Consider the following 16,647-nt stretch of genomic DNA (forward strand, 5'->3'; position numbering starts at 1 on the left):
CCGCCCCGGGGTCAGAGCTCGGGGCCGTCCCCGGGCTCCTCCTGGTAGGAGTAGCGCTGCTCCTTCCACGGGTCACCGATGTTGTGGTACCCGCGCTCCTCCCAGAAGCCGCGCCGATCGGTGGTCATGTACTCGACGCCGCGGACCCACTTGGGGCCCTTCCAGGCGTACAGGTGCGGCACGATCAGGCGCAGCGGGAAGCCGTGTTCCGCGGTGAGCAGTTCGCCGTCCTTGTGCGTGGCGAAGATCGTGCTGTCGGAGGCGAAGTCGGACAGGCGCAGATTGGAGCTGAATCCGTACTCCGCCCACACCATCACGTGGGTGACGGTGGGCGCGGGCGGGGCGATCTCCAGGATGGTACGGGCCGGGATGCCGCCCCATTCGGCGCCGACCATGCTGAACTTCGTCACGCAGTGCAGATCGGCCACGACGGTCGCGTACGGCAGTGACGTGAACTCCTCGTGGTTCCAGCAGCGCTTCTCGCCGTCCGCGGTGGCGCCGAAGACCCGGAACTCCCAGCGCTCGGAGCGGAACTTGGGCACGGGACCGTAGTGCGTGACCGGCCAGCCCCGCTGGAGTCGCTGTCCCGGCGGAAGCTGTGACCGTGCCGTTTCTCCAGATTCGCGCTCCACCGGATGACCCATGACTCCATCCTGACAGACCGCGGAGGGTGCACATGACCAGCCCGGTTTCAATTTGGGACATCTCATACTAAGCGTGAACTTACTGGACGCTCCTGGGAGCCAGTGCCATGATGCGGCGCAGCCCGCTCGTCCCCGCCCGGAAGGATCCCCGCCATGCAGGGCGACCCAGAGGTCATCGAATTCCTCAACGAGCAGCTCACCGGTGAGCTGACCGCGATCAACCAGTACTTCCTGCACGCGAAGATGCAGGAGAACCTCGGGTGGTACAAGCTCGCCAGGTACACGCGGCGGGAGTCGTTCGACGAGATGAAGCACGCGGAGGTGCTCACCGACCGCATCCTCTTCCTCGAGGGCCTGCCGAACTACCAGCGACTCTTCCATGTGCGGGTGGGGCAGACCGTCAGGGAGATGTTCGAGGCGGACCGGCAGATCGAGGTGGAGGCGATCGACCGGCTCAGGCGCGGGATCAAGGTGATGCGGGAGAAGGGCGACATCACCTCCGCGAACATCTTCGAGTCGATCCTGGCGGACGAGGAGCACCACATCGACTACCTGGACACCCAGCTGGACCTGCTGGAGAAGCTGGGCGACGCGCTGTACATCTCCCAGGTCATCGAACAGCCGGAGAGCTAGGGTCTTTCGTTTGGATCCGGCATGATCCAAACGAAAGGCCCTACGCGGCTTCTTCCAGGCCGGAGAGGCCGGCCAGGCCGGACAGCGCCGGCTCGGCGATCTCGGGGCGGGGGCACGCGCCGCGCCCCAGCAGCGCCTGGATCCTCCGTACGCAGGAACCGCAGTCCGTGCCCGCCTTGCAGGCGGAGGCGATCTGCCGCGGAGTGCAGGCGCCGTTCTCCGCGTGCTGCCTCACCTGCTGCTCGGTGATGCCGAAGCAACTGCAGACATACACGCGGTACACCTCCCGCCGAGATCGATAAGGCAAACCTAACCTTACCTGTCCCGCCGGGGGTGCAACAGCAGAGTGGGGCGCGGATCGTGTGATCCGCGCCCCACTCGCGTCGGTCGGCGCCCGCGGGCTACTGGTCCCGGTACATCTCCGCGACGAGGAACGCCAGGTCCAGCGACTGGCTGCGGTTCAGCCGCGGGTCGCACGCCGTCTCGTAGCGCTGGTGCAGGTCGTCGACGAAGATCTCGTCGCCGCCGCCCACGCACTCGGTGACGTCGTCGCCGGTCAGCTCCACGTGGATGCCACCCGGGTGCGTACCGAGCCCCTTGTGGACCTCGAAGAAGCCCTTGACCTCGTCGAGCACGTCGTCGAAGCGGCGGGTCTTGTGCCCGGAGGCCGCCTCGAACGTGTTGCCGTGCATCGGGTCGGTCACCCAGGCCACCACCGCGCCGGACGCCGTGACCTTCTCCACCAGCTCGGGGAGCCGGTCACGGATCTTGTCCGCGCCCATACGGACGATGAAGGTCAGCCGACCGGGCTCGCGGTCCGGGTCGAGGCGGTCGATGTACCGCAGCGCCTCCTCGGCCGTCGTGGTCGGGCCGAGCTTGATGCCGATCGGGTTGCGGATCCTCGAGGCGAACTCGATGTGCGCACCGTCCATCTGCCGGGTGCGCTCACCGATCCACACCATGTGCGCCGAGACGTCGTACAGCTGCCCGGTACGGGAGTCGGTGCGGGTCAGCGCCGACTCGTAGTCGAGCAGCAGCGCCTCGTGCGAGGAGTAGAACTCGACGGTCTTGAACTCCTCCGGGTCGGCCCCGCAGGCGTGCATGAAGTTCAGCGCGTTGTCGATCTCGCGCGCCAGCTGCTCGTAGCGCTGGCCGGACGGCGAGGACTTCACGAAGTCCTGGTTCCAGGCGTGCACCTGGCGCAGGTCGGCGTAGCCGCCGGTGGTGAAGGCACGCACCAGGTTCAGCGTGGACGCCGAGGCGTGGTACATGCGCTTCAGGCGCTCCGGGTCCGGGATCCGCGACTCCTCGGTGAACTCGAAGCCGTTGACGGAGTCGCCCCGGTACACCGGCAGCGTCACCCCGTCGCGGGTCTCGGTCGGCTTGGAGCGCGGCTTGGAGTACTGGCCGGCGATACGGCCGACCTTCACCACCGGCACCGAGGCGGCGTACGTGAGCACGGCGCCCATCTGGAGCAGCGTCTTGAGCTTGTTGCGGATGTGATCGGCGGACACCGCGTCGAAGGCCTCGGCGCAGTCGCCGCCCTGGAGCAGGAACGCCTCGCCCCTGGCGACGGCTCCCATCCGGGCGCGCAGCTGGTCGCACTCGCCCGCGAAGACGAGCGGCGGATACGACGCGAGGTCCGCGATCACCTTGCGCAGAGCCTCGGGGTCGGGGTACTCGGGCTGCTGCGCCGCGGGCAGGTCTCGCCAGGTGTTGCCAGCGCTGGCGCTGGTCTTAGCGTTCACGGTCACCCCCTAAACATTACGGGGTCGTGTCCACCGCTTATCGATGCGCTCGACTGATGAGACGGGTCGTCCCGTCCGGGACGGGCGTTCGTGTAGGGTGCGGGACATGTTCGCGCACTCGACCCAGAACCAGAACTGGTGGTGGACCGCTCGTCCGGCGGCCCACTGACTGCGCGTACGCACGACTTCGCGAAGGCCGCCCGAGGGGCGGCCTTCGGCGTTTTCGCGACCGGGCCGTTCCCTCTCACCTCACTGAGAAGGACACCGCCCATGAACCTGTTCGACCTGCTGGACGACCCCCGCCCGTTCGCCCTGCTGCGCCGCCGCACCCCGGGGCGCGACCAGGACACCGTCGAGGTGCTGACCGGCCCGGTCGGCCGTTTCGAGCGCCTGGCCGACCTGCCCGACGAGGCCCTCGCCCTCATCCCGTACCGCCAGATCCGCGAGCGCGGCTTCGACGTCCGCGACGACGGCACACCGCTGCTGGCGCTCACGCCCGAGGAGTCGTACGAGATCCCCCTGGAGCAGGCACTGGCGCAGTTGCCCGGGCACGACGTCCGGGTCGAGGACGGCGGCTTCGACGTCCCCGACGAGGAGTACGCCGGGATCGTCGGGCGGGTGCTGGAGGAGGAGATCGGGCGGGGCGAGGGCGCCAACTTCGTGATCCGGCGGACGTACGAGGGCCGTATCCCGGGGTTCGGACGGGCCGACGCCCTCGCACTCTTCCGGCGGCTGCTGGTCGGGGAGCGGGGCGCGTACTGGACCTTCGTCGTGCACACCGGTGACCGGACTCTGGTGGGGGCCAGCCCCGAGGTGCATGTGCGGATGTCCGGTGGAACGGTCGTCATGAACCCGATCAGCGGCACCTACCGCTATCCCGCGGGCGGCCCGACCCCCGAGGACCTGCTCCGCTTCCTGGCCGACGGCAAGGAGATCGAGGAGCTGTCGATGGTCGTCGACGAGGAGCTGAAGATGATGTGCACGGTCGGTGACATGGGCGGGGTCGTCGTCGGGCCGCGCCTGAAGGAGATGGCCCACCTGGCGCACACCGAGTACGAGCTGCGCGGGAAGTCCACGCTGGACGTGCGCGAGGTGCTGAAGGAGACGATGTTCGCGGCGACCGTCACCGGGTCTCCCGTGCAGAACGCCTGCCGGGTGATCGAGCGCCACGAGGTCGGGGGCCGGGGCTACTACGCGGGGGCGCTGGCGCTGCTCGGCCGGGACGCCGGAGGCGCGCAGACCCTCGACTCCCCCATCCTCATCCGCACCGCCGACATCGCCGGAGAAGCCGAGAGCGGCGCAGGAAGGTTGCGGGTGCCCGTCGGGGCCACGCTGGTGCGCGGCTCCGACCCGGCGAACGAGGTCGCGGAGACCCACGCCAAGGCGGCCGGGGTGCTGGCGGCACTGGGGGTACGGCCCGGACGGCCGCGCGAGGAACTCGTACGGCCGAACCTGGCGGAGGACCCGCGGGTGCGGGCGGCGCTGGACGGGCGGCGGGAGAAGCTCGCCCCCTTCTGGCTGCGGATGCAGGAGCGGGCCTCGGAGCTGACCGGGCACGCGTTCGTCGTGGACGGCGAGGACACGTTCACCGCGATGCTCGCGCACGTCCTGCGCTCGACCGGTCTGGAGGTGACCGTACGGCGGTACGACGAGCCGGGGCTGCGGGAGGCGGTGCTCGCCCACTCCGGTCCCGTGGTGCTCGGGCCGGGGCCGGGCGACCCCTCGGACCTGGCCGATCCGAAGATGCGGTTCCTGCGGGAGCTGACGGCCCAGGTCATCCGGGGCCACCGGCACGGGGTGCTGGGCGTCTGCCTGGGCCATGAGCTGATCGCGGCCGAGCTGGGCCTCGAAATCGTCCGCAAGGAGGTTCCGTACCAGGGCGCCCAGACGGAGATCGACCTGTTCGGGCGGCGGGAGACCGTCGGCTTCTACAACAGCTTCGTGGCGCGCTGTGACGACGACGCGGCGGCCGAGCTGGCGGCGCACGGGGTCGAGGTCAGCCGCAGCGCGACCGGGGAGGTCCACGCTCTGCGCGGGGGCGGGTTCGCCGGGGTGCAGTTCCACCCGGAGTCGGTGCTGTCGGTGGGTGGCGCGGGCGTCGTACGGGAGCTGCTGGACGGGCTGGCCGCCGCGGGCACGAGCCCGTTCGCGGAGCGGCGGCCGGCACTGTAGAGGGCGACCGGCGCTGTGTCAGACGCGGAGGGCGCGGCCGGGGTGGGACCGCCCCGGCCGGGTTCCTCGAGGGGCGACGTCAGCCGAAGAAGACGCCGACCTCCTGGTACAGCTTCAGGTCGACCGTCTTCAGCTTGGCGGTGGCCTCGGAGAGGGGGACGCGGACGATGTCCGTGCCGCGCAGGGCGACCATCTTCCCGAAGTCGCCCTCGCGGACGCAGTCGATGGCGTGCAGGCCGAAGCGGGTGGCGAGCCAGCGGTCGAAGGCGCTGGGCGTGCCGCCGCGCTGGACGTGACCGAGCACGGTGGTCCGGGCCTCCTTGCCGGTGCGCCTCTCGATCTCCTTCGCCAGCCACTCGCCGACGCCGGAGAGGCGGACGTGCCCGAACGAGTCCAGCGACCCGTCCTTGAGCACCATGTCGCCGTCCTTCGGCATCGCCCCCTCGGCCACGACCACGATCGGCGCGTACGACGCCTTGAACCGGGACGTCACCCAGGCGCACACCTGGTCGACGTCGAAGCGCTGCTCGGGGATGAGGATGGCGTTGGCGCCGCCGGCCAGCCCGGAGTGCAGGGCGATCCAGCCCGCGTGACGCCCCATCACCTCCACCACCAGTACCCGCATGTGGGACTCCGCCGTGGTGTGCAGGCGGTCGATCGCCTCCGTCGCGATGTTGACGGCGGTGTCGAAGCCGAAGGTGTAGTCCGTGGCGGACAGGTCGTTGTCGATGGTCTTGGGCACGCCGACGACGTGGACGCCGTACTCGTCGGACAGGCGCGCCGCGACCCCGAGGGTGTCCTCGCCGCCGATCGCGACGAGCGCGTCGACCTCCTCCTTGGCGAGGTTGTCCTTGATGCGGCGGATGCCGTTCTCCTGCTTGAGGGGATTGGTGCGCGAGGAGCCGAGGATGGTGCCGCCGCGGGGCAGGATGCCGCGCACGGCGGGGATGTCGAGCCGGACGGTGTCGCCTTCGAGGGGACCCCGCCAGCCGTCCCGGAAGCCGACGAAGTCGTAGCCGTACTCCTGCACGCCCTTGCGCACGATGCCCCGGATGACGGCGTTGAGCCCGGGGCAGTCGCCGCCTCCGGTCAGTACTCCGACCCGCATGGAAATGTCCCTTCGCCGCGGTTGCCTGGTGCAGGTCACGCTAATAGTGACCCAGGTCACTTCGGCATGGGCGGGAAGGTCAATTCCGGTGAATTGTCCGGCAGTTGATCACCGTCAATCCACCCGAAAGCGGGACACCCCTCCGGAGATTGACGTGGTCGGGGTTCCTTTGCGGCCCGGCCGGGGCCTACTCGCCGTCGAGTCCCCGCTCGATCGCGTACCGGACCAACTCCACCCGGTTGTGCAGCTGGAGCTTGCCCAGGGTGTTCTGGACGTGGTTCTGCACGGTGCGGTGCGAGATCACCAGGCGTTCGGCGATCTGCTTGTAGCTCAGGCCCTTGGCGACCAGGCGCAGCACCTCGGTCTCACGGTCGGTCAGCCGCGGTGCCTTCGGCTCGTCGGCGCCGGCGGCGGGGGCCGGTTCGGAGGCGAGGCGGCGGTACTCGCCGAGGACGAGCCCCGCGAGGCCCGGGGTGAACACCGGGTCGCCGACCGCCGTGCGGCGCACCGCGTCGATCAGCTCCTGAGTGGACGCCGACTTCAGCAGGTAGCCGGTCGCACCCGACTTCACGGCCTCCAGCACGTCCGCGTGCTCGCCGCTGGCCGACAGCACCAGCACGCGCAGCGCCGGGTCGGCGCCGACGAGTTCCTTGCAGACCTGGACGCCGGGCTTGGCCGGCAGGTTGAGGTCCAGGACGAGCACGTCCGGCGAGGCGGCTCGGGCCCGGCGCACGGCCTGCTCACCGTCCCCCGCGGTGGCGACGACCTCGAACCCGGACTCGGCGAGGTCACGCGCGACGGCGTCCCGCCACATGGGGTGATCGTCGACCACCATGACCCTGACCGGGCCCTGCCCCGGATCGTCCGTCGTCGTGCTGCTCTCCGTCACCGCTGCTCCGCCTTCCCCCGTGCCGCCTTCAGGTCCTGCCCGTCCCTCACGGCCTTCGGTAGCTTCAGTTCCACTTCCGTGCCCTGACCCGGGACCGAGATCCACTCGGCCGTGCCGCCGATGTCGCGCAGACGGCCGCGGATCGACTGGGCCACTCCGAGGCGTCCCTCCTGCTCGGCGCGGGCGAGGCGTCCCTCCGGGATGCCGGGCCCGTCGTCCCGCACGGTCACCGCGATCCCCTCCGGCTCGTCCTCGACCAGGATCCAGGCGCGGGCGCCCTCCCCCGCGTGGCGGTGGACATTGTCCAGGGCGGCACCGACAGCGGCGGCCAACTCCCGTGCCACGGCCGGGGCGAGCGGCACCGGGCAGCCCGGTTCGGACAACGTCACCCGGGCGCCCGCGTACCGGGCGAGCAGGGTGCGCAGGTCGACCGGGCCTTCCTCGGCGTCCGGCTCGTCGACCGCGCGGACGACCGCGCCGAGCGCCGCGTCCTCCGACACCCGCGACGGCGGCACCAGGCCCCCGGAGACCAGGGTGCGCAGCGCCACCTCCTGCTCCCCGGCCAGCCGGCCCAGCTCCGCGGCCTCACCCCCGAGCGCGGTGCCGCGCCGCTGCACCATGGCGAGCACCTGGAGCACGCTGTCATGGATGCCCCGGGCCAGGCGCTCCCGCTCCCGGGTCGCGGCCTCGATCTCCAGCGCGCGGGCGAGGGTGCGCTCCGAGGCGCGGGCGACTTCGACGACGTAGCCGATCGCGATGGAGGCGACCCAGACGAGGACCACGTTGTGCACGGTGTCCCGGGCCGGGGAGCCGCGCTCGATCAGGTTCGCCGCGGCGACCGGTGTGGAGGCGAAGGCCGCCCAGCGCCAGCCGCCCTTGAGCGCGTACGCCAGGACCGACCCGGCGGTCCATATCGACGGCAGGGTCGGGCCGCCCGAGGCGATCCGCTCGTGCGAGGCGGCGACGGGCGTGAGGAGGATGCCGGTGAGCGCGATGGTGAGGTCGACGGCCAGGAACCACCTGGTGCAGCTCGCCGCGTTCGCGACCCGGGGGAGCGTGGCCAGGGTCCACACGCTCAGCACCAGGTAGTAGGCGATCGCCGGCCAGGGCCGGGTGAACGTGTCGTAGGCGGTCGCGAAGAACCCGATCGCGTACAGCATCGTCAGGACCCGGTACCCGGCCAGGGCACGCCACAGCGGCTGCTCGACGGACATCCTGATGACACGCTCGCGCTTGGCCATGTCCCCCCTCTTTTCCGGCCCTTCCCCGCCGCCCCAGCCGTGCGGGCCGTGTCCTAAGAGCCCGCCGGTCCCTTCCCCGCGTCCTTCTGCGCTTCCTTCTGCGCCTGCTTCTCCGCCTTGGCCGCCTCCGCGATCTGCCGCTTGGCGGCGGTCGCGTAGATGTCGACGTACTCCTGGCCGGAGAGCTTCATGATCTCGTACATCACCTCGTCGGTGATCGCGCGCAGCACGAACCGGTCGTGCTCCATGCCCTGGTAGCGGCTGAAGTCCAGCGGCTTGCCGATCCGGATCCCCGGCCGCATCAGCTTGGGGATGACCTTCCCCGGCGGCTGGATCTTCTCGGTGTCGATCATGGCGACCGGGATGACGGGCGCCCCGGTCGCGAGCGCCACGCGCGCGAGGCCGCCGGGCTTGCCGCGGTAGAGGCGGCCGTCGGGCGAGCGCGTGCCCTCCGGGTAGATGCCGAACAGCTCGCCGCGCTCCAGCACCTCGATGCCGCTCTTGATGGCGGCCTCGCCGGCGCCGCGCGCTCCGGAGCGGTCGACGGGAAGCTGGCCGACGCCCTTGAAGAAGGCGGCGGTCAGCCGGCCCTTCACACCGGGCGTGGTGAAGTACTCGGCCTTCGCGATGAAGGTCACCTTGCGGTCGAGCACCGCGGGCAGGAAGAACGAGTCGGAGAAGGACAGGTGATTGCTCGCCAGGATCGCGGGGCCCTCGGCGGGAACGTTCTCCAGGCCTTCCACCCACGGCCTGAAGGCGAGCTTCAGCGGCCCCCCGATGGATACCTTCATCGCGCCGTACAACAACCGAGTGCCTCCTGTGTCTGTAGATCAGACCTTAACGCGGCCCGCCGACAAAGGATCCGACGACCCTGGTCGGTGTCAGTGCCGTCGCGTACGGTGAAGTACCTGCAATCGACGTGCCCAGCCCCTTTTCATGAACAGGAGACCGACGTGCCGGTCCTCCCCGGAGCCGAGCCGTACCGCCACGAGGGCGGGGAGATCGGCGTCCTCCTCTGCCACGGCTTCACCGGTTCCCCGCAGTCGCTGCGCCCCTGGGCGGAGCATCTGGCCGAGCGCGGCCTCACCGTCTCGCTGCCGCTGCTGCCCGGGCACGGCACACGCTGGGAGGACATGCAGCTCACCGGCTGGCAGGACTGGTACGGGGAGGTGGACCGCGAGCTGCGCGCCCTGCGCCGGAGCTGCGCGCAGGTGTTCGTGGCCGGCCTGTCCATGGGGGGCGCCCTGGCCCTCCGGCTGGCCGCCAAGCACGGGGACGCGGTCAGCGGCGTCATCGTGGTCAACCCGGCGAACAAGGTGCACGGCCTGTCCGCGTACGCCCTGCCGGTCGCCCGCCACCTCGTGCGGACGACGAAGGGGATCGCCAGCGACATCGCCAAGCCGGGCAGCGTGGAGCTGGGGTACGACCGGGTGCCGCTGCACGCGGCGCACTCGTTGCGGAACTTCTTCCGGGTCGTCGACGGCGAGCTGCCGCAGGTCACCCAGCCGCTGCTGCTCCTGCACAGCCCGCAGGACCACGTGGTGCCGCCGGCCGACTCGGCCCGGATCCTGAGCCGGGTCTCCTCCACGGACGTGCGGGAGATCCTGCTGGAACAGAGCTACCACGTGGCGACGTTGGACCACGACGCGGACCGGATCTTCGAGGAGAGCCACGCGTTCATCGGCCGGCTCGCGCCCAGTGTCGGCAAGGAAGGGACGGCCGCAGGTGGCTGAGCACGACTCCGACCGCGAGGACCGCGAGCCGGACGAGAAGGGTGTGCCCTTCGACGAGGAGGCCGCGTGGGCGGCGATCGTCGCGGGGTACGGCGAGGAGCCGCCGGACCCGCCGGGTTCGAAGCCGTTCAAGCCGGTCGAGGACCTCGCGCTGCCCGACTGGGAGCCGAACAGCGTCACGTTCAAGGACGACGAGACGAAGGACGGACCGGTGAAGCCGCTGGGCAGCTCGGTGTCCTTCGCCCCCGGGGTGGGCCCCCGGGACTACGCGCCGCCGGAGCCGTCCGAGGACGACTTCGACGAGGACGACGAGGGCCACTTCGTGCCGCCGGAGCCGCCGCCGCTGCCCGCGGCGGACACGACGGCGAAGTTCGCGTGGCTCTCGGTGATCGGCGGCCCGGTGCTGCTTCTGCTGGCGGTCGTGCTGGGCTGGAGCATGACCTGGTGGCTCGCCACGCTCGGCGTCGGCGGCTTCCTGGGCGGCTTCGCGACCCTGGTCGTACGCATGAGGACGGACGACGACGGGGACGACGAACCGGGTCGCGGCGCGGTGGTCTGACGCGCTGGTCCGGCGCGGTGGTCCGATCCCCTACGAGGCGGGGACCCTCAGGGCGGCGAGCACCGGAAGGTGGTCCGTGGCCGCGGTGAGGTCCCGCTCCGTCACGCCGGGGTGGCCGAGGGGGACCCCGCAGCCGAGGACCTCGATGCCGCGGGTGGCGAAGACGGCGTCGATACGGCGCGGGGGGCCGGAGCGGGTCCAGGTGTGCTCACCGCCCCAGGGGGCGGTGGCCCAGGCGTCCTGAAGGTCGGCGGCGAGACGCTTGAAGGTGGGCCCGTCCGGGGTCTCGTTGAGATCGCCGCCCGCGATCGCGTGCTCGACGCCCATCGCGGCGAGGCGGTCGAGGAGCATGCCGCCCTGTTCCTGGCGCTCGTCGTCCTGAAGGCTCAAGTGGCAGCCGATGACGCCGAGCCGGGCGCCGCCGAACCGCACGATCGCCGTCGCGAAGCCGCGGCGGTGCAGGCCGGGGGTGAGGGGCAGCAGGACGTCCTCGGTGCGCTCGACGGTGGCCCGCAGCGAGCAGAGCAGGGCCGGTCCGGCGGCGGTGGCACCGCCCGAGAGGATCACGAGGCCGGAGGCCGCCGCGAGCCGGGCGAGCTTCTTGCGCCACCGGAAGAAACGGGGGGCCTCCTGGACGAGCACGAGGTCGGGGGCGCAGGCGCGGATGACGCGCGCGAGCGCGTCGGTGTCGTCGCGCATCGACCGGATGTTGTAGCTGAGCACCCGGAGGACGGCGGATCCGTCGGCTTCGGTTCGGGAGTCGGGCAGCAGCGGGTCGGAGGTCGCCATGCGGATCAAGATACGCCGCACCCGGCTGCGGCTCCGCAGGGGTTGTTCGCCCCCGCCGCCCCTACCCGTCCCGTCCCGTCCCGTCCCGGGGGCTCCGCCCCCGAACCCCCCTGCGGGGACTGCGTCCCCTGCACCCCGCCTGCCTGCACTGGGCACACGGCGTCCTACGTGGACCTACGTCGACCTGGGAGTTCCGCCCGCCCGCGCGATGACACGGGGCTCCGCCCCGGACCTCGGGAGACCCCGCCGACTCCCGGGAACGCCGGCCGACACCAGGCACGCCGTTCGCCGGAAACCGCCCTCAGCCCACGCACCGAACGGGCCCCACCCCCGACCCCGAAGAACCCGCCGACCCCCGCCAGAACGCCGACCGGCCCCAGGCACACCTTCGCCAGAAACCACCCTCAGCCCACTCGCCGGTTCCCGCCGGAACGGCTGCGCCCGCCGGGCCCCTGGGGGCGCGGCGGGCGCTGTTGTGCGTGGAACGGGAGTTACATGATCGGGTCCGGCTCGCGGGCCAGGTCCGCCGCGCCCACCAGGCCCGCCTTGTTGCCCAGCTGGGCCGCGATCACGTCGGCGACCGGGCGCCAGTTGCCGCCCACCAGCCAGCGCTTGTAGGACTTGCGGATCGGCTCCAGGACCAGTTCGCCCTCGTCGGAGAGGCCGCCGCCGACGATGAACGCCGAGGGGTCGAAGAGCGAGGCCAGGTCGGCGAGGCCCGCGCCGGCCCAGCGGGCGAGTTCGCGGTAGGAGTCCACCGCCACCGGGTCGCCCTGGCGCGCGGCCATCGAGATGTGCTTGCCCTCGATGCCGTCGGGGGTGCCGTCGCCCAGCGACAGCAGCACCTCCGCGTTCTCGGGCGTCGCGTTCGCGCGCTGCTTGGCGTAACGGACCAGCGCGCGGCCTGACGCGTACTGCTCCCAGCAGCCCTGCGAGCCGCAGCCGCACAGCAGCCCGTCCGGGACCATCCGGATGTGGCCGAACTCGGCGGCCACGCCGAAGTGCCCGCGGCGCAGCTTGTTGCCGATGATGATGCCGCCGCCGAGGCCGGTGCCGAGCGTGATGCAGATGACGTTGCGGTGGCCCTTGCCCGCGCCGAACTTGTACTCGCCCCACGCGGCCGCGTTCGCGTCGTTCTCGACGACCACCGGGAGGCCCACGCGGGCCTCGACCTTCTCCTTCAGCGGCTCCTGGCGCCAGTCGATGTTCGGCGCGAAGTAGACCGTCGAGCGCTGACGGTTGACGTATCCCGCAGCACCGATTCCCACGCCGACGATCTCGTGTCCGGCACGGGCGCCCTCGACGGCAGCGGCAATGGCGTCCACGATGGCCTCGGGCGTGCCCGGAGTCGGCACCTTGTGGGTCGAGAGGATGTTGCCTTCCTCGTCGACCACACCGGCCGCGATCTTCGTGCCGCCGATGTCGACGCCGATGGTGAGTCCCATGAATCCCTCAGTTTCGGTCGAGCCCCGCTACGGCCCACCGTACCCGAGGGGCCGTAAGGGTGTCGGACAGCTCCCTCCGCCCCCGAAACCCGGGCCTCCGCGGCCTCTGACGGCTCTCCCTGCCAGCCTAGTCGAGGTCGATGTGCTCGCCGGGGCCCTCGTCCCCGTCCTGTCGGCGGGGGTCCATGTCGCCGGACGCGCGGTTGGTCCAGCGCCGCTCCTGGGCCTCGACCGCGGAGCGGTAGGCCGCGAGCAGCTCCGAGCCGGCCGCCGCGAGGTGGTCGAAGACGTCCGGGTTGCGCTCGATGACCGGCTCCACCGCTGCCTTGGCCTGCTGTACGACCTGGCGGACCATCTGCTGGGCCGTGCCCGACGCCGCCGCGCCGAGCAGCGGCGCCTGCAGCCCGGACAGCTTGTCCGCGACGGCGTCGACGAGTTTCTTCAGCTCCTCGGCTGCCGAGCCGGACGGCGAGCCGTACCGGGCCCGGCGGCGGGCCTTCTCCGCGGCGAGGTCCTCGGCGCATGCTGTCGCCCAGGCGTCGGCGTCGGTCACCCGCACTTCCTCGGCCTCCTCCTGAGCGGCGTCGGAGGAGGGGCGCTCTTCGCTCATGGCGGACTCCTGACTGCGGTTCGTACTCCCGACGTTACCCGAACGGGGGTACGTGCTTCATCAGATGAAGCCGGGGGCGCGCACCACCCCTACGAGGTGCGCGGCCACAGCTCCGGGTCCGGTGCGAAGCGGATGCGCAGCTCGCCCTCGCGCAGCGCCGCCCCGGCCACCGTGCAGCGGCGCAGCGCCGACGGAAGGGGAACGATGCGGCGGAAGGGCCCCGCGGTCACCACGATCTCGTCGCCGCGCCGGACGAGGTCCAGTTCCTCGCGTATCGCGCCGGGCAGCGGGATGTGCCACACGAGCACTCCGTCCTCGGCGAGCCGGTCCGTGACGGGCCACTCGGCCGGGGAGGGCGCCGGGTTGACGTCCGGGACCGCGAGCGCGGCGAGGTCGTCGGCGCCGCGCGGGTCGTGGCCGAGGTGCGAGACGCCGTGGACGGCGTACGCGCCCTGCCACTCCTGAAGGGTCTTGCGCTGCTGGGCGGCGAGCTGCGCGAGCCAGGCGTCGTGGCCGCTGTCGGGCAGGACGCGGTTCGCGACCAGGGTCTCGGGGCGCAGGGTGCGCAGGGCGAGGCCGGCGACGGCGGTACGGACCGCGTCGGCGGCGGCAGGGCCCGGTTCGGCGACCAGCCACACGCTCGTGGCGCGGTCGGCGAGGACGGCCTCTACGGCGGCCAGTTCGACGTCCCAGCGGGCGCTGGTCTCGTACAGCCACTCGGCGGGCATCGGCACGCCCGCGAGCCGGCCGAGGACGGGGCGCAGGGCGCGCGCGGCCTGCCGCTCCGGCGGGAGCAGCCGGCGCAGGTAGCGGCGGAGTTCCTCGGGCAGACCGAGGAGGACCAGCGCCTGCGGAACGGGAGGCAGGTCGACGACGAGGAGGTCGTGGGACTCGGAGAGCGCGGTGTCGCGCACGGCGCGCAGCAGGGCGAGTTCCTCGGCGCCGGGCAGGGGGGTGACCTCCTCCGCGTCCAGCGGGGCGGCGCCGAGGAGGTCGAGGGCGGTGGCCGCGCGGTCCTGGAAGGCCACGAGGCCGTCGCGGAAGCGGGCGGCGGCGTCCGGGCGCCAGGCGGTGAGGCCGGGTGCGGCCTCGACGGGGCGGGCGCCGGTGGGGACGCCGAGTACGGCACCGAGGGTGTCGGTGCGGTCGGCGCTGAGCACGAGGGTGCGGCTGCCCCGGCGGGCGGCGTTCAGCGCGGTGGCCGCGGCGACGGTGGTCCGGCCGGAGCCGCCGGGGCCGGTGATCAGGATGGTGCGCATGACCGTGAACGGTAACGGAGAGGTACCGCCGCGACGCGACAGCACCCTCGCGTGCCGTGGCCGTCACCTGCCCCCGGCCGGACGTCACCTCTCCCGGACTCGGAGGCGGTTACTTCTCCCCCGACTCCACCCGCTTCTTCAGCCCGGCCAGCGCGCGGTCGGTGATCACCTTCTCCGCCTTGCGCTTGATCATGCCGAGCATCGGGATCTTGACGTCGACGGTCAGCCGGTAGGTCACCTCGGTGGCGCCGGCACCGGCCGGCTTGAGCAGGTACGAGCCGTCCAGGGAGCGCAGCATCTGCGACTTGACGAGGGTCCAGGAGACCTCGCTGTCGCCCGTCCAGGTGTACGCGAGCGTCTGGTCGTCCTTGATGGCACCCGCGTCCATCACGAGGCGCACCTGCTCGGCGCGGCCCTGCTCGTCGGTGGAGAGGACCTCCGCCTCCTTCACCTCGCCCGTCCAGTCCGGGTAGCGCGCGAAGTCGGCGATCACCCGCATGACGTCGGCCGGAGCCGCCTCGATCGTGATGCTCGAGCTGGTGTGTTCCGCCATCGCCGTGGCTCCTCCAGATGCGGTCCGGTGAGGGAGGGTGGTGCGCCGTGCGCACGCGTGTGCAGCGTGAAGGCTACCGCGCAGGCGCGACGCCGGTACCACCCCACCTGGGCTTGGGCCGACGGGGCCGTCTCGGAGCCCGGGCGCCGCCCCGCGGGCCGCTCACCACTCCAGTACCCAGGGCTTCCCGCTCCCCGCGAAGTGCCCCACGTTCACGCACTCCGTCGCCCCGATCCGCATCCGGCGCACCAGCGGCTGGTGGACGTGGCCGAACAGGGAGTACCGCGGCCGGGTGCGGCGGATGGCGTCGAGCAGGGCCCGGCTGCCGCGCTCGAAGCGGCGCGCCACCGTGTCGTAGACCAGTTCCGGGACCTCCGGCGGGATGTGGGTGCACAGCACGTCCACCTCCCCCACGGCCTCGATCTTGGCCGCGTACTCCTCGTCGCCGATCTCGTACGGGGTCCGCATGGGGGTGCGCAGGCCGCCGCCGACGAAGCCGAAGGTCCAGCCGCCGATCTCCACGCGTTCGCCGTCCAGCACCCGGGTGCCCTCGCCGGCGTACTCGGGCCACAGGGGCGGCATGTCGACATTGCCGTAGGTGGCGTACGTCGGGGTGGGGAACGCGGCGAACAGCTCGGCGTACTGCCGGCGCACCGCCTTCTCGATCGCGGCGGCCCGGTCCATGCCCACTCCGGCCCACAGCTCGGCGCCGAACGCGCGCGCCTCCTCGTAGCGGCGGGCGGTGCGCAGTTCCACCAGCCGGTCGGCGTTCTCCGTGCCGAACAGGTCGGCGAATATCCCGCGCGAGTGGTCGGCGTAGTCGAGGAAGAGGATCAGGTCACCCAGACAGATCAGGGCGTCCGCGCCCTCGCCGGCCTTGGCCAGGTCGCGCACGTTGCCGTGCACGTCGCTGACCACGTGGACACGCGTCCTGGTGTTACCGCCCGATGTGGGTGCCATGACGATCAAGCGTAAGGCTGTGGGGCAAACGTGAACAGTAGCGGCGGGGCCTGCGGTTACTGGCCGGTAAGTCAAGGGGTGGACTACTGTGCGCCGAGGAACGCCAACACGTGTGACGCACGGAACATCTCGTCGGGACCCCCTGTCGGAGAAGCCATACCGGCGGGTAACGTCCGGGCAGTCCAGTCGTGCTCAGGGTTTCAACCAGTGAATCCCGGAGGAATCCCGAGCACCTGACCGAGCCTTGGACCGCACCGTCGCAGCACACAGAGTCGTGGCGTCGGCGCCCTGTGAGGAGCAGCAG

The 16,647-nt window shown here is 71.6% G+C and carries 18 protein-coding genes; 5 read left to right on the top strand and 13 right to left on the bottom strand.

Annotation, left to right across the window (positions count from 1 at the left end):
* Positions 1 to 11 precede the first annotated feature (11 nt).
* Positions 12 to 644 carry a sulfite oxidase-like oxidoreductase gene (locus SY2F82_RS00825; protein WP_200416961.1) on the bottom strand — a complete coding sequence of 211 codons (633 nt, stop codon included), beginning with the start codon at positions 642 to 644 and terminating at the stop codon, positions 12 to 14.
* Positions 645 to 797: 153 nt separating this feature from the next.
* On the opposite strand from SY2F82_RS00825, the gene bfr reads away from it, so the two are divergent.
* On the top strand, positions 798 to 1,277 hold the full coding sequence (gene bfr, locus SY2F82_RS00830; RefSeq protein ID WP_103843029.1) for a bacterioferritin: 480 nt from the start codon (positions 798 to 800) through the stop codon (positions 1,275 to 1,277).
* A gap of 40 nt (positions 1,278 to 1,317) precedes the next feature.
* Here the strand turns inward: bfr and SY2F82_RS00835 are convergent, their stop codons facing one another.
* Positions 1,318 to 1,560, bottom strand: a complete 243-nt coding sequence (locus SY2F82_RS00835) for a bacterioferritin-associated ferredoxin (RefSeq protein ID WP_200416962.1) — start codon at positions 1,558 to 1,560, stop codon at positions 1,318 to 1,320.
* Between the two features lie 118 nt (positions 1,561 to 1,678).
* Positions 1,679 to 3,031: a class II 3-deoxy-7-phosphoheptulonate synthase gene (locus SY2F82_RS00840; RefSeq protein WP_200416963.1), complete on the bottom strand. Its 1,353-nt coding sequence runs from the start codon at positions 3,029 to 3,031 to the stop codon at positions 1,679 to 1,681.
* A 100-nt stretch (positions 3,032 to 3,131) separates the two neighbouring features.
* Here SY2F82_RS00840 and SY2F82_RS39775 point away from each other — a divergent pair, with 100 nt between their 5' ends.
* Entirely contained in the window at positions 3,132 to 3,194 is a 63-nt protein-coding gene (locus SY2F82_RS39775; RefSeq protein WP_351226422.1) for a trp operon leader peptide, read from the top strand.
* A gap of 101 nt (positions 3,195 to 3,295) precedes the next feature.
* Positions 3,296 to 5,197, top strand: coding sequence for an anthranilate synthase family protein (locus tag SY2F82_RS00850; RefSeq protein ID WP_200416965.1), 1,902 nt, complete (start codon positions 3,296 to 3,298; stop codon positions 5,195 to 5,197).
* 79 nt (positions 5,198 to 5,276) lie between these two features.
* Here SY2F82_RS00850 and SY2F82_RS00855 read toward each other — a convergent pair whose 3' ends face one another.
* The 4 genes from SY2F82_RS00855 to SY2F82_RS00870 form a co-directional block, all read right to left on the bottom strand.
* A complete protein-coding gene (locus tag SY2F82_RS00855) occupies positions 5,277 to 6,305 on the bottom strand; it encodes a 6-phosphofructokinase (RefSeq protein WP_200416966.1) in 1,029 nt (342 codons plus the stop codon).
* A 187-nt stretch (positions 6,306 to 6,492) separates the two neighbouring features.
* Positions 6,493 to 7,140 carry a response regulator transcription factor gene (locus tag SY2F82_RS00860; RefSeq protein WP_200417752.1) on the bottom strand — a complete coding sequence of 216 codons (648 nt, stop codon included), beginning with the start codon at positions 7,138 to 7,140 and terminating at the stop codon, positions 6,493 to 6,495.
* A 50-nt stretch (positions 7,141 to 7,190) separates the two neighbouring features.
* A complete protein-coding gene (gene macS / locus SY2F82_RS00865) occupies positions 7,191 to 8,435 on the bottom strand; it encodes a MacS family sensor histidine kinase (RefSeq protein WP_200416967.1) in 1,245 nt (414 codons plus the stop codon).
* Between the two features lie 53 nt (positions 8,436 to 8,488).
* Positions 8,489 to 9,226, bottom strand: a complete 738-nt coding sequence (locus SY2F82_RS00870; RefSeq protein ID WP_236041027.1) for a 1-acyl-sn-glycerol-3-phosphate acyltransferase — start codon at positions 9,224 to 9,226, stop codon at positions 8,489 to 8,491.
* 162 nt (positions 9,227 to 9,388) lie between these two features.
* Between SY2F82_RS00870 and SY2F82_RS00875 the strand changes: the two genes are divergently transcribed.
* Together SY2F82_RS00875 and SY2F82_RS00880 are read left to right on the top strand one after the other, a co-directional pair.
* Positions 9,389 to 10,168 carry a carboxylesterase gene (locus SY2F82_RS00875; RefSeq protein ID WP_200416968.1) on the top strand — a complete coding sequence of 260 codons (780 nt, stop codon included), beginning with the start codon at positions 9,389 to 9,391 and terminating at the stop codon, positions 10,166 to 10,168.
* Positions 10,161 to 10,727: a hypothetical protein gene (locus SY2F82_RS00880; RefSeq protein WP_200416969.1), complete on the top strand. Its 567-nt coding sequence runs from the start codon at positions 10,161 to 10,163 to the stop codon at positions 10,725 to 10,727. The genes SY2F82_RS00875 and SY2F82_RS00880 overlap by 8 nt, the downstream gene beginning before the upstream one ends.
* 30 nt (positions 10,728 to 10,757) lie before the next feature.
* Here SY2F82_RS00880 and SY2F82_RS00885 read toward each other — a convergent pair whose 3' ends face one another.
* The 6 genes from SY2F82_RS00885 to SY2F82_RS00910 all read right to left on the bottom strand — a co-directional run bounded on the left by SY2F82_RS00885 (position 10,758) and on the right by SY2F82_RS00910 (position 16,343).
* Positions 10,758 to 11,516, bottom strand: a complete 759-nt coding sequence (locus SY2F82_RS00885; protein ID WP_200416970.1) for an endonuclease/exonuclease/phosphatase family protein — start codon at positions 11,514 to 11,516, stop codon at positions 10,758 to 10,760.
* 491 nt (positions 11,517 to 12,007) lie between these two features.
* Positions 12,008 to 12,961: an ROK family glucokinase gene (locus tag SY2F82_RS00890; protein WP_200416971.1), complete on the bottom strand. Its 954-nt coding sequence runs from the start codon at positions 12,959 to 12,961 to the stop codon at positions 12,008 to 12,010.
* A 127-nt stretch (positions 12,962 to 13,088) separates the two neighbouring features.
* A complete protein-coding gene (locus SY2F82_RS00895; protein WP_200416972.1) occupies positions 13,089 to 13,571 on the bottom strand; it encodes a DUF5304 domain-containing protein in 483 nt (160 codons plus the stop codon).
* A gap of 89 nt (positions 13,572 to 13,660) precedes the next feature.
* The gene (locus SY2F82_RS00900; protein ID WP_200416973.1) at positions 13,661 to 14,830 is read right to left on the bottom strand and encodes an ArsA family ATPase; all 1,170 of its coding nucleotides are present in this window, start codon (positions 14,828 to 14,830) and stop codon (positions 13,661 to 13,663) included.
* A 109-nt stretch (positions 14,831 to 14,939) separates the two neighbouring features.
* Complete coding sequence (locus SY2F82_RS00905) at positions 14,940 to 15,383, bottom strand: SRPBCC family protein (protein ID WP_200416974.1); 444 nt, start codon at positions 15,381 to 15,383, stop codon at positions 14,940 to 14,942.
* 162 nt (positions 15,384 to 15,545) lie between these two features.
* A complete protein-coding gene (locus SY2F82_RS00910) occupies positions 15,546 to 16,343 on the bottom strand; it encodes a metallophosphoesterase (RefSeq protein WP_200416975.1) in 798 nt (265 codons plus the stop codon).
* Positions 16,344 to 16,647 lie beyond the last annotated feature (304 nt).

The sequence above is a fragment of the Streptomyces sp. Y2F8-2 genome, assembly GCF_014905555.1.
Classification (GTDB): Bacteria; Actinomycetota; Actinomycetes; order Streptomycetales; family Streptomycetaceae; genus Streptomyces; species Streptomyces cynarae.

Bases quoted from the DNA above. Each gene is read 5' to 3' on its own strand.
- SY2F82_RS00825 (WP_200416961.1), bottom strand. From the start codon at position 644: ATGGGTCATCCGGTGGAGCGCGAATCTGGAGAAACGGCACGGTCACAG.
- bfr (WP_103843029.1), top strand. From the start codon at position 798: ATGCAGGGCGACCCAGAGGTCATCGAATTCCTCAACGAGCAGCTCACC.
- SY2F82_RS00850 (WP_200416965.1), top strand. From the start codon at position 3,296: ATGAACCTGTTCGACCTGCTGGACGACCCCCGCCCGTTCGCCCTGCTG.
- SY2F82_RS00855 (WP_200416966.1), bottom strand. From the start codon at position 6,305: ATGCGGGTCGGAGTACTGACCGGAGGCGGCGACTGCCCCGGGCTCAAC.
- SY2F82_RS00860 (WP_200417752.1), bottom strand. From the start codon at position 7,140: ATGGTGGTCGACGATCACCCCATGTGGCGGGACGCCGTCGCGCGTGAC.
- macS (WP_200416967.1), bottom strand. From the start codon at position 8,435: ATGGCCAAGCGCGAGCGTGTCATCAGGATGTCCGTCGAGCAGCCGCTG.
- SY2F82_RS00870 (WP_236041027.1), bottom strand. From the start codon at position 9,226: ATGAAGGTATCCATCGGGGGGCCGCTGAAGCTCGCCTTCAGGCCGTGG.
- SY2F82_RS00885 (WP_200416970.1), bottom strand. From the start codon at position 11,516: ATGGCGACCTCCGACCCGCTGCTGCCCGACTCCCGAACCGAAGCCGAC.
- SY2F82_RS00890 (WP_200416971.1), bottom strand. From the start codon at position 12,961: ATGGGACTCACCATCGGCGTCGACATCGGCGGCACGAAGATCGCGGCC.
- SY2F82_RS00895 (WP_200416972.1), bottom strand. From the start codon at position 13,571: ATGAGCGAAGAGCGCCCCTCCTCCGACGCCGCTCAGGAGGAGGCCGAG.
- SY2F82_RS00900 (WP_200416973.1), bottom strand. From the start codon at position 14,830: ATGCGCACCATCCTGATCACCGGCCCCGGCGGCTCCGGCCGGACCACC.
- SY2F82_RS00905 (WP_200416974.1), bottom strand. From the start codon at position 15,383: ATGGCGGAACACACCAGCTCGAGCATCACGATCGAGGCGGCTCCGGCC.
- SY2F82_RS00910 (WP_200416975.1), bottom strand. From the start codon at position 16,343: ATGGCACCCACATCGGGCGGTAACACCAGGACGCGTGTCCACGTGGTC.